Source organism: Veillonella parvula, from assembly GCF_040097785.1.
GTDB lineage: Bacteria > Bacillota > Negativicutes > Veillonellales > Veillonellaceae > Veillonella > Veillonella parvula_D.
On the sequence record NZ_JBBNNS010000001.1, the window covers coordinates 347,411 to 363,364 of the forward strand.

At 34.4% G+C, this 15,954-nt stretch carries 18 protein-coding genes and 1 riboswitch; of the genes, 16 read left to right on the forward strand and 2 right to left on the reverse strand.

What is annotated here, in order from left to right; genetic code table 11:
• Nucleotides 1-4: 4 nt before the first annotated feature.
• From AAA071_RS01655 to AAA071_RS01710, 12 genes are all read left to right on the forward strand, one after another.
• Nucleotides 5-484, forward strand: a complete 480-nt coding sequence (locus AAA071_RS01655) for a divergent PAP2 family protein (protein WP_287518292.1) — start codon at nt 5-7, stop codon at nt 482-484.
• On the forward strand, nt 481-1,284 hold the full coding sequence (locus AAA071_RS01660; protein WP_287518289.1) for a TlyA family RNA methyltransferase: 804 nt from the start codon (nt 481-483) through the stop codon (nt 1,282-1,284). Before AAA071_RS01655 ends, AAA071_RS01660 begins: the two co-directional genes overlap by 4 nt.
• A gap of 9 nt (nt 1,285-1,293) precedes the next feature.
• Nucleotides 1,294-2,178: an NAD(+)/NADH kinase gene (locus tag AAA071_RS01665; RefSeq protein WP_024061669.1), complete on the forward strand. Its 885-nt coding sequence runs from the start codon at nt 1,294-1,296 to the stop codon at nt 2,176-2,178.
• A 24-nt stretch (nt 2,179-2,202) separates the two neighbouring features.
• Nucleotides 2,203-2,778, forward strand: a complete 576-nt coding sequence (gene mnmM, locus AAA071_RS01670) for a tRNA 5-(aminomethyl)-2-thiouridylate-methyltransferase MnmM (RefSeq protein WP_021148148.1) — start codon at nt 2,203-2,205, stop codon at nt 2,776-2,778.
• A gap of 320 nt (nt 2,779-3,098) precedes the next feature.
• The gene (gene argR / locus AAA071_RS01675; protein ID WP_004695825.1) at nt 3,099-3,554 is read left to right on the forward strand and encodes an arginine repressor; all 456 of its coding nucleotides are present in this window, start codon (nt 3,099-3,101) and stop codon (nt 3,552-3,554) included.
• A 4-nt stretch (nt 3,555-3,558) separates the two neighbouring features.
• On the forward strand, nt 3,559-5,223 hold the full coding sequence (gene recN, locus AAA071_RS01680) for a DNA repair protein RecN (protein ID WP_287518287.1): 1,665 nt from the start codon (nt 3,559-3,561) through the stop codon (nt 5,221-5,223).
• Nucleotides 5,224-5,264: 41 nt separating this feature from the next.
• A riboswitch (Lysine riboswitch) is annotated at nt 5,265-5,437 on the forward strand.
• 76 nt (nt 5,438-5,513) lie between these two features.
• Nucleotides 5,514-6,311 carry a 4-hydroxy-tetrahydrodipicolinate reductase gene (gene dapB, locus AAA071_RS01685; protein ID WP_287517703.1) on the forward strand — a complete coding sequence of 266 codons (798 nt, stop codon included), beginning with the start codon at nt 5,514-5,516 and terminating at the stop codon, nt 6,309-6,311.
• Between the two features lie 23 nt (nt 6,312-6,334).
• A complete protein-coding gene (locus AAA071_RS01690; protein WP_119562960.1) occupies nt 6,335-7,366 on the forward strand; it encodes an aspartate-semialdehyde dehydrogenase in 1,032 nt (343 codons plus the stop codon).
• A gap of 21 nt (nt 7,367-7,387) precedes the next feature.
• Nucleotides 7,388-8,275, forward strand: a complete 888-nt coding sequence (gene dapA / locus AAA071_RS01695; protein WP_077708420.1) for a 4-hydroxy-tetrahydrodipicolinate synthase — start codon at nt 7,388-7,390, stop codon at nt 8,273-8,275.
• Nucleotides 8,276-8,545: 270 nt separating this feature from the next.
• Nucleotides 8,546-8,938 carry an aspartate 1-decarboxylase gene (gene panD, locus AAA071_RS01700; RefSeq protein ID WP_004695834.1) on the forward strand — a complete coding sequence of 131 codons (393 nt, stop codon included), beginning with the start codon at nt 8,546-8,548 and terminating at the stop codon, nt 8,936-8,938.
• Nucleotides 8,939-9,008: 70 nt separating this feature from the next.
• A complete protein-coding gene (gene panC, locus AAA071_RS01705; RefSeq protein ID WP_077708421.1) occupies nt 9,009-9,851 on the forward strand; it encodes a pantoate--beta-alanine ligase in 843 nt (280 codons plus the stop codon).
• Between the two features lie 11 nt (nt 9,852-9,862).
• Complete coding sequence (locus AAA071_RS01710; protein ID WP_287517694.1) at nt 9,863-10,798, forward strand: bile acid:sodium symporter family protein; 936 nt, start codon at nt 9,863-9,865, stop codon at nt 10,796-10,798.
• A 57-nt stretch (nt 10,799-10,855) separates the two neighbouring features.
• Here AAA071_RS01710 and lexA read toward each other — a convergent pair whose 3' ends face one another.
• Complete coding sequence (gene lexA / locus AAA071_RS01715; RefSeq protein ID WP_349234011.1) at nt 10,856-11,527, reverse strand: transcriptional repressor LexA; 672 nt, start codon at nt 11,525-11,527, stop codon at nt 10,856-10,858.
• Nucleotides 11,528-11,780: 253 nt separating this feature from the next.
• On the opposite strand from lexA, the gene AAA071_RS01720 reads away from it, so the two are divergent.
• On the forward strand, nt 11,781-12,092 hold the full coding sequence (locus tag AAA071_RS01720) for a LysM peptidoglycan-binding domain-containing protein (protein WP_287517688.1): 312 nt from the start codon (nt 11,781-11,783) through the stop codon (nt 12,090-12,092).
• 123 nt (nt 12,093-12,215) lie between these two features.
• Here AAA071_RS01720 and AAA071_RS01725 read toward each other — a convergent pair whose 3' ends face one another.
• Nucleotides 12,216-13,226: a site-specific integrase gene (locus AAA071_RS01725; protein ID WP_287517686.1), complete on the reverse strand. Its 1,011-nt coding sequence runs from the start codon at nt 13,224-13,226 to the stop codon at nt 12,216-12,218.
• Between the two features lie 106 nt (nt 13,227-13,332).
• Here AAA071_RS01725 and AAA071_RS01730 point away from each other — a divergent pair, with 106 nt between their 5' ends.
• From AAA071_RS01730 to AAA071_RS01740, 3 genes are all read left to right on the forward strand, one after another.
• A complete protein-coding gene (locus AAA071_RS01730; protein WP_316584084.1) occupies nt 13,333-14,679 on the forward strand; it encodes a VanW family protein in 1,347 nt (448 codons plus the stop codon).
• 193 nt (nt 14,680-14,872) lie between these two features.
• Nucleotides 14,873-15,490 carry a phosphatase PAP2 family protein gene (locus tag AAA071_RS01735; protein ID WP_316584085.1) on the forward strand — a complete coding sequence of 206 codons (618 nt, stop codon included), beginning with the start codon at nt 14,873-14,875 and terminating at the stop codon, nt 15,488-15,490.
• Between the two features lie 301 nt (nt 15,491-15,791).
• The gene (locus AAA071_RS01740) at nt 15,792-15,941 is read left to right on the forward strand and encodes a hypothetical protein (protein ID WP_004695850.1); all 150 of its coding nucleotides are present in this window, start codon (nt 15,792-15,794) and stop codon (nt 15,939-15,941) included.
• The last annotated feature ends 13 nt before the right edge of the window (nt 15,942-15,954 follow it).

The following is a 15,954-nucleotide window of genomic DNA, read 5'->3' on the forward strand; positions in this document are numbered from 1 at the left end:
AACAATGATTGATATATTACCACAAATAGCACATAATTATATCGCACAAGCTGCATTTTGGGGCTGGTTTACGGCTCAAGCTATCAAATTTGTATGGCAACTCTTAAGACATGGTAAATTCCGACCAGAGCGCCTTGTTGGATCTGGTGGTTTTCCAAGTTCACATACATCATTTGTAATTGCTACAACAACAGCGATTTACCTTAAAAATGGTGTAACGGATCTATTTATATTATCCTTAGTATTTTCAATTGTTGTTATGTATGATGCGTCTGGTGTACGATTAGAGGCAGGACGACAAGCTCAAATACTTAATCAAATTGTAGATTATTTTACCAAAAAGAATATACCTGTTGTCATTACACGTAAAGAAGCATTAAAAGAGTTGTTGGGACATACACCTATCGAAGTATTTGGTGGCTTAATTCTCGGTGTTCTTGTGGCCTTTATTCAGTTTTATTGTATTTATCATGGTGTAATATGAACAATAAAGAACGATTAGATATACTCCTCGTTAATCGAGGCCTTTTTGAAAGTAGAGAAAAAGCAAAAGCAGCTATTATGGCGGGCCTTATATTTATGGATACTACGCGCATAGATAAAGCAGGCACCAAGATTCCTGCGGATGCTAATATTATTGTAAAAGGCAATACTTTACCTTATGTAAGCCGTGGAGGACTTAAATTAGAAAAGGCTATTCAAACTTACCCTATCGATTTACATGGGGCTGTGATGATTGATATAGGAGCTAGTACAGGTGGTTTTACAGATTGCGCATTACAAAACGGTGCGTCTAAGGTCTTTGCCATCGATGTAGGATATAATCAATTAGCTTGGAAATTACGCCAGGATTCACGTGTAATTAATATGGAGAAACAAAATATCCGTACTGTTACTGCTGAACAAATAGGTGAACTTGTTGATTTTATTTCTATTGATGTAGCATTTATTTCTTTAGACAAAGTTTTACCAGTAGCTACTAATTTATTAAAAGATAAGGGCTCACTTGTGGCCTTAATAAAACCACAATTTGAGGCTGGTAAAGAAAATGTTGGTAAGGGCGGTATAGTGCGAGATAGTGAAATCCATAAAGAAGTTTTACATCGTATTCTACACGTTGCGTATAATTGTGGATTATATACACATGGCTTAACTTTCTCACCAATTAAAGGTATGGAAGGTAATATAGAGTTTTTAGGTTATTTTAAAAAGTACGAAGAAGGGGCCTTAACCATTGATGATACTTTAATTGATACAGTGGTTGCAGAAGCCCATTCATTATAGGAGATTACTATGCGTATCGGATTCTTCCCCAATATGGGGAAAAGCAATATTATGGCAGTTCTAAAAATGGCTGCACATATTTGTAAAGATGAAGGTATCGAAGTATTTTTGCCAGATGATCTCGAATCAGATGCACCTGCACGAGTACTTAAGATTCCTGAAACTCATATTTTAAGTCGCCCAGAAATCTTCAAACAAATCGATATTGCCTTTAGTTTTGGTGGTGATGGTACCATCATCCATCTTGCAAGACAAATTTATCCATATAATGTACCTGTTTGTGGTATTAATCTTGGCGAACTAGGTTTTTTAAATCAAATTGAAATTCATCAAATGCAAAGTCATATTAAACGTATTGCTAATGGTGATTATAATATTGAAAAGCGTGGACATTTATATGCTTATATAGAACGTCATGAGGGTAAAGAGGAAGAACTAGTTCCTATCATTAACGAAATTGTTATCACACGTGCTGAGCCTGCTAAAATGGCTCGAATTAATATGTCCATAAATAATCAACACACGCAAATGTATCCATCGGATGGTTTAATTATTTCCTCTGCTACAGGTTCTACCGGCTATAATCTATCGGCTGGTGGTCCAATCATGAAACCAGATAATCGATCTATCATTGTCACCCCAGTAGCACCACATTTAATTCAAGGTGTAAGCCTTGTTTTAGAGGAACATGATACGATTCAAATTACAATGCCGGAAAGAGAACCACAATTACATATTTGTATTGATGGTACATTTGACTATACTTTTACAAATAAAGAAACCTTACATATAAGTTCTAACCCTGTATATTGTTTATTTGTACGATTCAAGGATCAATGTTTCTTTGGTACTCTATTTAAAAAGTTAGCATCTCGTCGAGATGAATTATTATAACCAAATCTCAAGTGGGGTGGTTTTGTGATTAACATTAACAATGCTGTTCAATTCCAACATTTAATCTGGGATCGATGCATGGAAAATGCCAAAGTGGTAGTAGATGCTACATGTGGTAATGGACATGATCTTTTATACCTTTCTAAACGGGCACAGAAAGCATGCCATCTATATGGAATTGATATTCAAATGAAAGCTATTAAAACTAGCAAGGAGCTTTTACAATCAAATGATATTGCGCCAGAAGTAAGTTTAACGTTTATTCATGACTCTCATGATTTGGCGGTAGCTCATCAATTAAAAGATGAAGTTATTGATTTAATGATTTTTAACCTCGGATATTTACCTGGAGGAGATCACCAAGTTGTAACAAAACCGCACCAAACCATTGATGCCATAAATGAAGGTTTACAAAAACTTTCCAAGTCTGGAGTTATTACAATAGTTGCTTACCCTGGAACAACAGAGGGATTTGAAGAAATGCAGTCTCTTAAATCGTATTTATCAGATTTAGATCAGAAAATATATAATGTATGTCATTGGCATCCGATGAACCAAATACATAATCCACCTGAGTTATTTATATTGCAAAAACGATAAAACGAAATATATCTTTATTCATTATGAATAAAACTCATACTCAGTTAGTAAAATCCCCTTTATAGGGAATTTTAATTATACATGTATATTTTTCTATTTTTAAATTATTAATTCCCTATAAATAGATGAACCTTATGAGCTATGAATTTGTACGTTATCAATATATAGAATATTAACAATATTTTAAATATTAATATAATATGCATAAGACGTATAATATATGCGATTTATACCATATATTAATTATGAATATATGGTATAATATTATCAGAAAGATACTATTCTCTTTTATGTGCAAGGTTTAAAAAAGGGAGTTCAAAATGAAACGCTATCGCTATAACAAAATTAAAGAGATCGTGCAGTCCAAGGCGATTGAAACACAAGAGGAATTAGCTGCGGCTTTACTCGAGGAAGGTATTGAAGTAACACAAGCTACAGTTTCTCGTGATATTAAGGAATTGATGTTAATCAAAATTCCTACAGGCGATGGACATTATCGTTATGCATTATCTCCAGAGGAAAATGTAGTTTTATCTCGTAGTCGTATTAACCGACTATTCCAAGATTCTTTGATTAAGGTTGATCACAGTTTAAACCAAGTTGTATTACATACAATCCCTGGTTCTGCTCAATCTGTAGCATTTTCTATCGACCATGCAAAATGGACTGAAATTATTGGTACATTAGCAGGGGATGATACTATTTTGTTAATTGCAAAATCTGAAGCTGAAGTTCCAGCAATTTTAGCGAAAATTCAAGATTTAATGAAGGACTAATAATATGTTAACGCAAATGAGCATTCGCAACTTTGCGTTGATTGAGCAAATGAATATTTTATTTAATGATGGCATTACTATCTTTACCGGCGAAACTGGGGCAGGGAAATCCATTCTTATGGATGCCTTTAGTATCCTATTAGGAGAACGCGCAAGTAGCGAGTTTATTCGTCACGGTAAAGATAGTTTTGTTATTGATGGAATATTTGATATTGCTAATCACCAAAGTATTCAAGACCTATTAGAGTCTAAAAATATCATGATAGAAGAAGGCCAGTTAATTCTATCTAGATCTTTTAATCGTAATGGCAAATCTAGTATATTGGCTAATGATCAACCAATACCTTTAAAAGCTTTAAAGGAGATTGGTCAATACTTAGCAGATATTCACGGACAATATAGCAACCAACGTTTACTAGACGCTGATACACATCATGAATATTTAGATACTTTTAATAAAGAAGGAAAAGAAGCCTATAAAGCTTATACTGATGCGTATAAAATTTATAAGCAAGCAAAACAAGATGTAGATCATTTACAAGAAAATATGTCTGAACGAGCACGAGAGCTTGATATGCTTAAATATCAAATCGACGAAATCGAAGATGCTGGTTTAAGCATTGGTGAAGATACTTCTATTGCTGAGGAACTTAAGCGTCTAGATAGTTTTGAACATATTGATAAGGTATTAGGTTCTTGTTATGATGCCTTTTATAATGGTCGCCAACCATTACTTGATACGATTAACTCTATTAAGGTAGAGGTTAACGATCTAGTAAAATATGATGGCGAGTTAAAAGAAGTATCTGAAATGGTTGACTCTGCTTATTTCCAACTAGAAGAAGCTGCACAGTCTTTAGATCGTTACAGGGATACTATCAGCTACGATGAAGAACGTTATAAGTATTGCCAAGACAGAGATACCACAATTTATAGCTTAAAGAAAAAATATGGTGAAACCGTAGAAGATATTCTAGCATACGAAGAAAAGGCGCAATCTCGTTTAGAAGAACTAGAAGGCCTTGTATTTGCTCAAGATGAATTAGAAACACGTCTTGAAGAAGCAAAAAGGGCAGCAGAAGAAGCGTTAACTGTTTTACACGAGGTACGTCAAAAAAATGCAAAAGAGATTGCTACGGCCTTACATCAAGAATTAGTGGATCTAGGGATGCCCAAAGGGGATATTCAATTTCATATTGAAGAGGGGACTGAGTTATCCTCATTAGGTGCAAAGTCTATTGAAATGCTATTCTCTGCGAATAAAGGGGAACAGTTATTACCTCTACATAAAGTAGCATCCGGCGGGGAGTTAGCTCGCATTGCATTAGCCTTTAAATCAGTATTCCGCAGTGACGCTTTTAAAACTATGGTATTTGATGAAATTGACGTTGGTATCAGCGGTGATATAGCACTTAAGGTGGCAGAAAAAATACTTAATTTATCTAGAACAAATCAAGTATTTTGTATTACTCATTTGCCTCAAACTGCAAGTATTGCGAAACAACACTATCATCTATCTAAAATTGAGCAAAATGATCGCACACTCTCTACATTAGTAGTCTTAAATGAGGAAGAACGAGTAACACAAATCGCGTCTATGATGTCTGGTAAGGGAATGTCTACTACAGCACTTGCGGCGGCGAAAGAACTTATTGACCATTTTAATTGACTAAAATCGCATAATTACTTATACTAATAGTATTAAATGAATATGTTGATAGAGGTGCGAGTATTAAGAGTAATCATGAGGAGTAGGCATGCATTGATCCATGATAAAAGGGATGCTTGCCGAAGTTCGATGATTGCGACTCATCGTTCTGGTTGTCTATTTAATAGATAGACAACTGTCATCAATCTTGTATTGGTGGAGTGCTATCATTGAGCTTTTCGTAAGAGTATATATAGCTATATAATCTATAAGGCCAGTGGATGCATCCACTGGCTTTTTTGGAGGTATATATGATTCGAGTAATGGTAAATGGCGCTGGCGGCAAAATGGGTCGTGAAGTTGTCAAAGCAGTACATAACGATCCTGATTTAACATTAGTTGGTGGTATTGATCCGACTAAGGCAGGGGAAGATGTAGGCTCTGTAGCAGGAATCGAACAATTAGGTATCAAGATGAATGCCTCCATCGATGAGGTATTAGATACAAATAAACCTGATGTGATTGTAGATTTCACTAATCCTGCAGTTATTTATGAAAACGCGAAGAAAATGTTATCCGCTGGTATTCATGTAGTCATCGGTACTACAGGATTGACCGCAAAACAACGTGATGAACTTGATACAATAGGTCGTTCCAATCAAGCGAATTGCTTAGTGGCGCCAAACTTTTCTCTTGGGGCGGTAATGATGATGAAAGTGTCTGCAGAGCTCGCTCCATATTTCCCTAATGTAGAAATTATAGAATTACATCATAATCACAAATACGATGCGCCTTCTGGCACAGCTATTTTAACAGCTAAATTGATTAACGATGCTAAACAAGCTGCTAAGGTAACTGCTGATGAGGATTTAACTCGTGAAAGCTTACCAGGTGCTCGTGGTGCTAAGGTTGACGATATAACAATTCATAGTGTACGCCTTCCAGGTTATGTGGCTCATCAAGAAGTTTTATTTGGTGGTTATGATGAAACATTAACCATACGTCATGATAGCTTAAGCCGTTTATCTTTTATGCCAGGCGTAGTATTAGCATGTAAAAAAATTAGTTCTAAAACTGGCTTAACATACGGTTTAGAACATTATTTATAATATTTGTGCAAGGAGATGTATCAATGAAAAAACCTAATATTGCAATTCTAGGTGCTACTGGTGCAGTAGGTGCTGAATTTATTACACTTATTGAAGAACGTAACTTTCCTTATGAAAACTTAAAACTATTAGCTTCCGCTCGTTCTGCAGGTACAGAACTTACTGTGAATGGTAAAACATATATTGTAGAAGAAGCAAAACCTGAATCTTTTGATAATATTGATATTGCGCTATTTGCAGGTGGCTCTATATCTAAAACATTAGCGCCAGAAGCCGCTAAACGCGGTGCTATTGTAATCGATAACTCTAGTGCATTCCGTATGGATCCTGAAGTTCCACTCGTAGTACCAGAAGTTAACCCAGAAGATATCTTGAAACATAAAGGTATCATTGCAAATCCTAACTGCTCTACAATTATCATGAGTTTAGGATTAAAACCTCTTCATGATCTCTCTCCAATTAAACGTGTAGTTGTAAGTACATACCAAGCTGTATCTGGGGCAGGTAAAGAAGGTATTGAAGAACTTGAAAATCAAGTAAAACAATATACTGCAGGCGAAGAAATGACAGCAAATCTGTTGCCAACCGGCTCTGCTCCTAAACACTATCCTGTAGCATTCAACTTATTGCCACAAATTGATGTGTTCTTAGAAAATGATTATACTAAAGAAGAAATGAAGATGGTTTACGAAACGCAAAAAATTCTTCATGACGAAACTATTCAAGTAGTCCCAACTACAGTTCGTGTTCCTGTATATCGCTCCCATTCTGAATCTGTCTTGGTAGAAACAGCAGAACCTGTATCTGTAGAGGCTTTCAAGGTGGCATGTGAAAAATTCCCTGGGTTACAAGTTAAAGATAATCCTGCTGAACAAATTTACCCTATGCCATTGTATACATCTAATCAAAACAACTGTGAAATTGGTCGTATTCGTAAAGACTTATATAATGACAAAGGTATGAACTTCTGGATTGTAGGGGATCAAATTCGTAAAGGTGCAGCTCTTAACGCGTTGCAAATTGCTGAGTACTTGGTGGAAAAACAAGCATTTTAATCTATCAAGGGGAGGACATATATGAAAACCTTTGGTCGAGTGTTAACAGCTATGGTGACATCCTTTAATAGTGATGGATCCGCAAATATTGAAAATTGTGTTGCTATCGCCAATCATCTGTTAGATAATGGCTCTGATGGTCTTGTGGTTTGTGGCACAACGGGTGAAAACCCAACTATGTCTAGAGACGAAAAATTAGCTCTATTTAATGCGATTGCAAAAGAATGTGGACATAAAGGTTCGATTATTGCTAACGTAGGTAGTAACGATACAATGGCTTCTGCAGAATTTGTAAAGGAAGTCTCTAAAATCGATGGTATCGATGGTTTGCTAGTTGTAGTACCTTATTACAATAAACCGAACCAACAAGGCCAATATTTGCATTTTAAAACTATTGCAGAAGCTACTACATTGCCAATTATGGTGTATAATGTACCAAGTCGTGTAGGGACAGGTATTTTCCCAACTACCTTAGTTCAACTACATAACGAATATCCACATATTTGTGCTATCAAAGAGGCAAGTGGTAATTTAATGATTGCTTCTGAAATTAAGCGTTTAATGCCTGGAGATGATTTCATGGTATATAGTGGGGACGATGGTCTTACATTACCGATGTTATCTGTTGGAGGATGTGGAGTTGTATCTGTAGTATCTCATGTAGCAGGCAAAGATATGAATGCTATGATTCAAGCTTATGAATCTGGCCATAACTACGAAGCGATTCGTATTCATCAAGCTTTATCAGAAATTATAAAAGCGATGTTCATCACCACAAATCCGATTCCTGTTAAATATGCAGCCCGTAAAATTGGCTTACCTGTGGGAAAATTTAATTTACCAATGTGTGAACCAACGGCTGATGAAGCAGCATATATTGATAAAGCATTAGCAGAATATCTAAAATAAAATATTAGTATAAAATAAAAACCAGTAACTACATTGTAGCTACTGGTTTTTATTTTATACTACAATCACTGTTATTTTTGATTAGAGTCACATTATTTGTATTATATTAATTGTATTTTAATGTAAAAATTTACAATTATGGTATAATTTCTCTGGAGATAGTATTTTTAACTATACTCTAGTCTACTGTTAATTCATGATAAACAGACAAATTGTGAAAGTTCGAACCGACCAATATGGCGGGTACATTTAAAACACAAGGAGTTTAGCATGATACTAACAATGTTAAAAGGTAAAATTCACAGGGCTACTGTGACACAAGCAGAGCTTGATTATGTAGGGAGCATTACAATTGATACAGATTTATTGAATGCATCCGGAATACGAGAATATGAACAAGTTCAAATTGTAAATATTAATAATGGAGCACGTTTTAGTACATATACTATTGCCGGAGAAGCAGGTAGTGGTGTTATATGTTTAAATGGTGCTGCTGCACGACATGTACAAGTACATGATAAGATAATTATCATGTGTTATGCACAGCTTGATGAAAGCGAAGTTGAGAGCCATAATCCTCTCGTTGTATTTGTAGATAACAATAATAAGATAAGTCATATAAAAAACTATGAGAAACATGGTTTATTAGTTGATCAAAAATAATTGTCATTGATCGAATTACAGTAGACTGTATAGGACTATCTTCGTATTTACAATATAACGGAGGAATATAATGGAATTTATAACAACTATCGAAAATGTACGGAATACAGTAAATAGCTGGAGAAAAGAAGGTTACACAATTGGTTTTGTACCAACCATGGGATTCTTACATGAAGGACATGCTGCATTAATAGATCAAGCTAGAAAAAATAACGATAAGGTCATTGTCTCTATATTTGTAAATCCTATTCAATTTGGAGAAAATGAAGACTTAAGTACTTACCCGCGTGATATTAATAGCGATAAAAAGTTATGTGAATCACATGGTGTCGATCTTATTTTTTCTCCAAATCCGGAGGAAATGTACCAAGATAAAAAGGCATTTGTAAACATTGCGGATTTATCTGATACATTGTGTGGTATTCGCAGACCAATTCACTTTAAAGGCGTTTGCACTGTGGTGGCAAAATTCTTTAATATTACTCAACCAACAAATGCGTATTTTGGTGAAAAAGATGCACAGCAATTAGCCATTATACGTAAAATGGTCTTTGATTTAAATTTTCCTGTCAATATTATTGGTGTTCCCATTGTTCGTGAAAAAGATGGTTTAGCAAAATCTTCTCGTAATACATATTTGTCTAGTGAAGAACGGAAAGCTGCAACCATATTGTATAAAGCTATTCAATTGGGAAAACAAACTATACAATATGGGTGTCCTGCTAAATGTATCATTGATACTATGACAGACACAATACAAACCGAACCGCTTGCTAAAATAGATTATATTTCAGTTGTTGATGCTAAGACTATGCAACCTGTACAAGAGGTTACTGCCCCAGTATTAGTGGCTATGGCTATATATATTGGTTCTACACGACTTATCGATAACTTCTCATACGATCCAAATTAAGGAGAGAAGTTATGAATCATTTACTTACACTCAACAACGTCCTTTCCAAATACTTAATTTTTATAATCCTAGGCTTTTCATGTATTGCCTATATAGTACCAGAATACTTTACTTGGGCAATCGCTTATACACCATTCTTACTTGGTATAGCCATGTTTGGCATGGGGCTTACTATTAAGTTTGAAAGCTTATGTAGTATCCTTAGGCATCCAAAAGATATTTGTATTGGTGTACTTGCACAATATACAATAATGCCTCTATTAGCTTGGGGAATTTGCCATATATTTACCTTATCACCGGATATTGTTATTGGTGTTATATTAGTAGGTTGTTGTCCTGGTGGAACAGCCAGTAATGTTATAACCTATATTGCCAATGGTGATGTCCCTTTATCTGTAGGAATGACAATTACTTCAACATTAATAGCTCCCATAGTTACACCATTATTAATCCTATATATCGGTGGCGCATGGGTAGATGTTCAAGTACTACCTATGATGATTACTATGGTAAAAGTTATTATTGTGCCAATCTTATTGGGTGCAGTAATCCAATATGTATGTAAATCACATATTAATACTTTAACTAGTATTAGTCCTATCTTCTCAATGATAGCTATTATACTGTTAATAGCAGCCATTATTGCTATTAACAAAGAGAAACTATTGATTTCTGGGCTTGAAACACTTATTGTTGTTGGTATACATAATATACTAGGTCTACTATTAGGATTAGGTGTAGGAGCACTGCTTAAATTAAGATATGATAAAACTACAGCGCTAGCAATAGAGGTAGGAATGCAAAATAGTGGTTTAGCCGTAACATTGGCAGCAACAAATTTTGCATTAAATCCATTAGCAACGCTGGTAGGGGCTATTTTTAGTGTATGGCATAATATATCAGGTGCTATTTTTGCTACTCTACGGAGAGAAAATAGTTTACATTAAAAATAAACTTTATACATGCAACAAAAAAACGGCAACAATATGTTGCCGTTTTTTTGTTTATATTCTATCTCGTACAAGACCGATTACGAGACCCTCAATATGACAATCATCTACAATGATTGGAGCAAAATCATCATTTTCAGGTTGTAAACGAATATGACCATTTTCTTTATAAAAACGTTTTACGGTAGCCTCATCATCAATGCGTGCTACAACTACATCGCCATTATTTGCTGTATTTTGATGGCGTACGATGAGCATATCACCTTCATACATACCGATATTCATCATAGATTCGCCTTGAACACGTAATAAAAAACAGTCAGAATAGCCAGTCAATTGAACTGGCAATGTAAGCGTGGACTCTAGGTTTTCTACTGCAGTAATAGGCATACCTGCTTGTACAGTGCCGATAAGAGGTACTTGTTTAAGTCCAGCCCCTAAAAACTCAAAGTTATCAGAGCTAGACGTTTCATTACCAGTTACTGAGATAGAAGGTTTAGTATCTTCTAAAACGGTAATAGCACGATTTTTATTTGGATCACGTTTAATATAGCCAAATTTTTCTAGCGCATTCAAATGAGATTGAACAGTAGAAGTGGAACTTAGCCCTACATGTGTACAGATTTCACGAACTGTAGGACAACGATATTCATTATGTAATGAATCTTTTATAAAGTCTAATATACGGCGCTGTTTTGTATTAATATCTGTAGCAGGGCGTCTCACGATAAACCTCCAAAGTCAATCTAATGTCAAAAAATGTAAATATATCTATGCGTAAAAATTACCACATAACGTACTATATAATAAAAATATAAGATATTTACTTAACTTATATACCTATTATAGGAAATTTTGAAAGTTTTTGCAAACATTTGTTCTTAAACACTTGACCGAACATTCGTTCGTGTGCTATTATAAACATGTAAACAAACAAATGTTCTCAGATATTATGTTCGATGTAAATGTGAGGTATGAGATGAAAAATATATTGATGATGTTAGGAATGTGTTTAACAGTATTATTGGGTTATAATATGTCAAATTCTGTAACAGAGGTAAATACACATAATAATGTACGTGAAGTAAAGGTTCAAGCAGGCGATACAATGTGGGATATTGCAGCACGTACAGCTCATAAAGATATGGATGTTCGTGAAATGGTATATGCTATGAAGGAACTTAACAATATTAGTGATTCCGGAGCGCTTGTACCTGGTACCGTTTTGAAAGTACCAGCAAATAAATCTAATAGTCCAGTTAGAGCTTTGGACTATATGGCTCAAAACTAAATATATATGGGTTAATCCCACGCAAAAAAGCAGCTACTCTAACAGAGATAGCTGCTTTTTGTTATCTAATGTATGTTATTAAACGATTTATAGTTATTGTCTAAATCAACTGATTTATGATTGTTATCTAAATCGCTTTTCAAAAATTGTAGAGATAGGATTATCTACAAACTTATTTGCTTCATTGATATAACGACGAACCATATTTACACTATGATGACGTGTTTGTCGCATAATATTACGCTCCTCAACACCATAAGCTGCTGCAGTCGTTGCAAAGCCATGACGTAAACTATGAGCGCCATACATAGTCGGATCTAGACCAATAAGAGAAATATATTTTTTTACGATTTCTGCAATCATCTTATCGGATATAGCTGTTTTACGTAAAGACATATTTTTTGTAAACCCTCTAAATACAGGTCCCTCAGTAATACCAGAAGCACGTAACCATTGTTGTAAGGCTCGTACTGCATCTAACGGAGAACCAGATAAATGTGGGATAGCTACCACTGCACCTTGACCTTCTTGATCGGCCTTAGAGGATGCTACAAAGATTTCAACACCTTGTGGTGAAAATTGAAGATTTTCTACTGTAATAGCTGCAATCTCACTGCGCCGGAAAGCACCCATAAAGCCAATCAAAAGAATAGCTTTATCGCGCAATAATTGAAGTTCCGGCACATCTAGCTTAGTCATACAGTCTATAATATCTTCAATATCTTCTAACAAAACTGGGGTTTTCCCTTGTTGGAATGTTCCTTTTAATCGTCTAATACCACGTAAGGCCTGTTTAACGATAGGAGCCATACATGGATTATCTCTTTGGCCAGAAGCATTAAAATTTTCAGATATAGCACTAATACGCCGTGAAATTGTATTTGCCTTTGCATAATCTGCTAGATCGTTAATATAATTTACTATTGTTTCTGGTGTAGCTGGAAAATAAGATACCTTTTGATAAGTACACCATTCTACGAAATCGTCCCAATCCGATTCGTAAGCATCAACAGTATTCTCAGCCTTAGATAACAATATGCTTTGTTTTGCTTTCATAGACAACTTTGTACTATTCATAAGCGCATCATTATTGCGCAAATAAAAATGCTTTTGTTGTTTCTTAGACTCTGACATAATTCACCCTTACCCATAAAATATCAATATAATTGTACCATAGATTAGATCTTTATATGCTATAATTAGAGAATATAATAACTTATTCGGGAGCGTTTACGAATACATGACGAAGAAATATATATTAGTAGGAACAGTACTTGTTCTTTTGGGTACAAGTGGTTGCTCATACATTCCAACAGAAAATATTTCTTATGGTGTATATTATAATGATACAGATCTATCAAATACACCAAAGAACGAATTACAAGCACGTTTACAAGAGGTGAATGATAAGATACCTCAGACTATATCTATCGATATGGGAAATAATAAAAAACAGCAAGCCACATATCATGATTTAGGTATTCAATTCGATACAGAGGCTATGGTAAAAGCTATTTCCGCATACGGCTATGAGGATGATATGTGGACAGTATTGTCACATAGATTTAATGGTTTATTTTATGGTCATCATTTTAAACCACAATATAAGTTAGACGAAGTAAAGGGTAAAACATATCTCACTGAGTTAGCAAAAAGAATAGATACACCTGGTCATGATGCCTATCTTACTGTTGAAAATGGACAAGTAGTAATACATCCGTCAAAAAAAGGCAAACGTATTGATATCGATGCTACCTTGAAAAAGCTAAAAGATGATCTACAGATTAGCGATAGTATAAATTCTCTTTCTATGGTATTTACTACGCAGAATACGGTAAAAGTTACCGATACTGATCTAAAACCTTTAAATACTGTATTAGCATCTTTCACAACGGAGTATAATCCAAGTAATGAAAGCAGAACACATAATATCCAATTAGCCTCTGATAAGATAAATGGTACACTCATTAAGCCCGGCGCACAATTCTCCTTTAACGATGTTGTAGGAGAACGTACTGCAGAAGCTGGCTATGATGATGCGCCCGTTATGATTGATGGCAAATTAGTTCCTGGTATTGGTGGTGGTATTTGCCAAGTAAGTTCCACTATATTCAATACAGCTTTATTATCTGGCATGAATATTATTGAACGTACACCTCACTTTGAACCAGTTGGATACATTCAAGCTGGTAGAGATGCTACGGTAGCTTGGGGCTATTTAGACTTTAAGTTTAGAAATCCGTACCAACATTCTATTTATATCTTAAGTGTTATGAATAATGGTACGTTAACTATTTACATTATAGGTACAGCTGAAGATAAACCAAAAAATGTATCTATCTCTGTAGGCGATTATGGTGAGATTCCAAATAAAACAATAACTAAGGTAGATCCATCTTTAAAAGAAAAAGAGGTACAAGAGGGCCATGTAGGCTTAAAAATGAATACGTATAGAACCATTACATATGGTAACTGGGTTACTCAAACTGATTCCTTTGAGTCTATATATGACCCTGTAGATACAATTATTACAACGCCTGCAACACCTGAAGCGCCACCTAAGAAAACAGATAAAAAGAAATCATAACTATAGCTTTTATGAAATATAGCCTAAACTATTGACCATTAAATATAAATAGTTTAGGCTATTATTTGGGCTGTAAATGAGAAATTATTATATACGTAAATAAATTAGTATAGATTAATTATTAAAATAAAAAGCATAATAAGACATTCTCAATAATTATCATTTAGGAAAAAGTAGACTAGAAGAGGAATTTATGGACACAATTTTACAATTTGATCACTCTTTAATTTTCTATGTACATGAACATTTTGTATATAGTTTTTTAACACCAATTATGGCATTTATTTCAAAAATTACAAGTAATGGCGCATTATGGATTATAATAGCTTTATTATTAATGCTACAAAAAAAATATCGTGTTTTAGGCGTGGCAATTATTATTGCTTTAGGATTTGTTTTTATAATTGGCGACCAAGGTTTAAAACCAAATGTAGCTAGATTAAGACCATTTGTTGATTTTCCAAATGTAACGGTACCGTTGGAATCTGCACTACCAAAAGCTACAAGCTATTCATTCCCATCAGGTCATAGCTTTGGTTCATTCGCATCAGCCATGACTATTTACCTAGGCTTAACTCAAATAGCGCCTCAGAAGCGATATTTAGGGATTTTAGCATTGTTAGGGTCAATAGTAGTAGCATTCTCTAGAATATACTTATTTGTGCATTATCCAACAGATGTATTAACAGGTCTAGTATTAGGGATCATAGTAGGATTTATTGCTTGGAAATTAGCAAGAATTGGCTGGAACTGGTGGACTAACCGTCATAATGATGTAGAATACGAACCATATACATTTAAACGTAAATAAGCGAAAATAAGAAAAAAACTTGATAACACAACGGATTGGGCCATTTAGGCCCAATTTCTTATACAAATTACTTCCGATAATATATCGTTATCGGAAGTTATTCATATTAAAAACAAAAACTAGCCTATAAGTTTATAAGCTAGTTTATTTTAGTTAATCAAAATAATCAGTAAAAATTAATTTTTCTATATGCCAATAAAGTATTATTATTACATAAAATTTATATTGAATTTTTTAGAATTAGATTGTAAAATAGTAATATAAATTATCTGATTTACTCATACTCTTATGGAGGAATTTTATGTGCTGGTGTGATATTGTAAGTAAAGCCAAAATTGGCGGTTTAAAACATTTAGGAAATGGCATGGAGAGTTCTTTAAGATTTCTTGCTGAAATGGTTGTTGGTTTAAGTATTATTCGCGTGTTAGTTAACTGGGTTTTTGGTATCTAATTTCTCAGATGAA

Coding starts and splice junctions, on each gene's coding strand:
- AAA071_RS01725 (WP_287517686.1), bottom strand. CDS start 13,226: ATGTCAGAGTCTAAGAAACAACAAAAGCATTTTTATTTGCGCAATAAT.
- AAA071_RS01740 (WP_004695850.1), top strand. CDS start 15,792: ATGTGCTGGTGTGATATTGTAAGTAAAGCCAAAATTGGCGGTTTAAAA.
- AAA071_RS01710 (WP_287517694.1), top strand. CDS start 9,863: ATGAATCATTTACTTACACTCAACAACGTCCTTTCCAAATACTTAATT.
- AAA071_RS01735 (WP_316584085.1), top strand. CDS start 14,873: ATGGACACAATTTTACAATTTGATCACTCTTTAATTTTCTATGTACAT.
- recN (WP_287518287.1), top strand. CDS start 3,559: ATGTTAACGCAAATGAGCATTCGCAACTTTGCGTTGATTGAGCAAATG.
- argR (WP_004695825.1), top strand. CDS start 3,099: ATGAAACGCTATCGCTATAACAAAATTAAAGAGATCGTGCAGTCCAAG.
- panC (WP_077708421.1), top strand. CDS start 9,009: ATGGAATTTATAACAACTATCGAAAATGTACGGAATACAGTAAATAGC.
- AAA071_RS01720 (WP_287517688.1), top strand. CDS start 11,781: ATGAAAAATATATTGATGATGTTAGGAATGTGTTTAACAGTATTATTG.
- AAA071_RS01665 (WP_024061669.1), top strand. CDS start 1,294: ATGCGTATCGGATTCTTCCCCAATATGGGGAAAAGCAATATTATGGCA.
- panD (WP_004695834.1), top strand. CDS start 8,546: ATGATACTAACAATGTTAAAAGGTAAAATTCACAGGGCTACTGTGACA.
- AAA071_RS01655 (WP_287518292.1), top strand. CDS start 5: ATGATTGATATATTACCACAAATAGCACATAATTATATCGCACAAGCT.
- AAA071_RS01660 (WP_287518289.1), top strand. CDS start 481: ATGAACAATAAAGAACGATTAGATATACTCCTCGTTAATCGAGGCCTT.
- dapB (WP_287517703.1), top strand. CDS start 5,514: ATGATTCGAGTAATGGTAAATGGCGCTGGCGGCAAAATGGGTCGTGAA.
- dapA (WP_077708420.1), top strand. CDS start 7,388: ATGAAAACCTTTGGTCGAGTGTTAACAGCTATGGTGACATCCTTTAAT.
- AAA071_RS01690 (WP_119562960.1), top strand. CDS start 6,335: ATGAAAAAACCTAATATTGCAATTCTAGGTGCTACTGGTGCAGTAGGT.
- AAA071_RS01730 (WP_316584084.1), top strand. CDS start 13,333: ATGACGAAGAAATATATATTAGTAGGAACAGTACTTGTTCTTTTGGGT.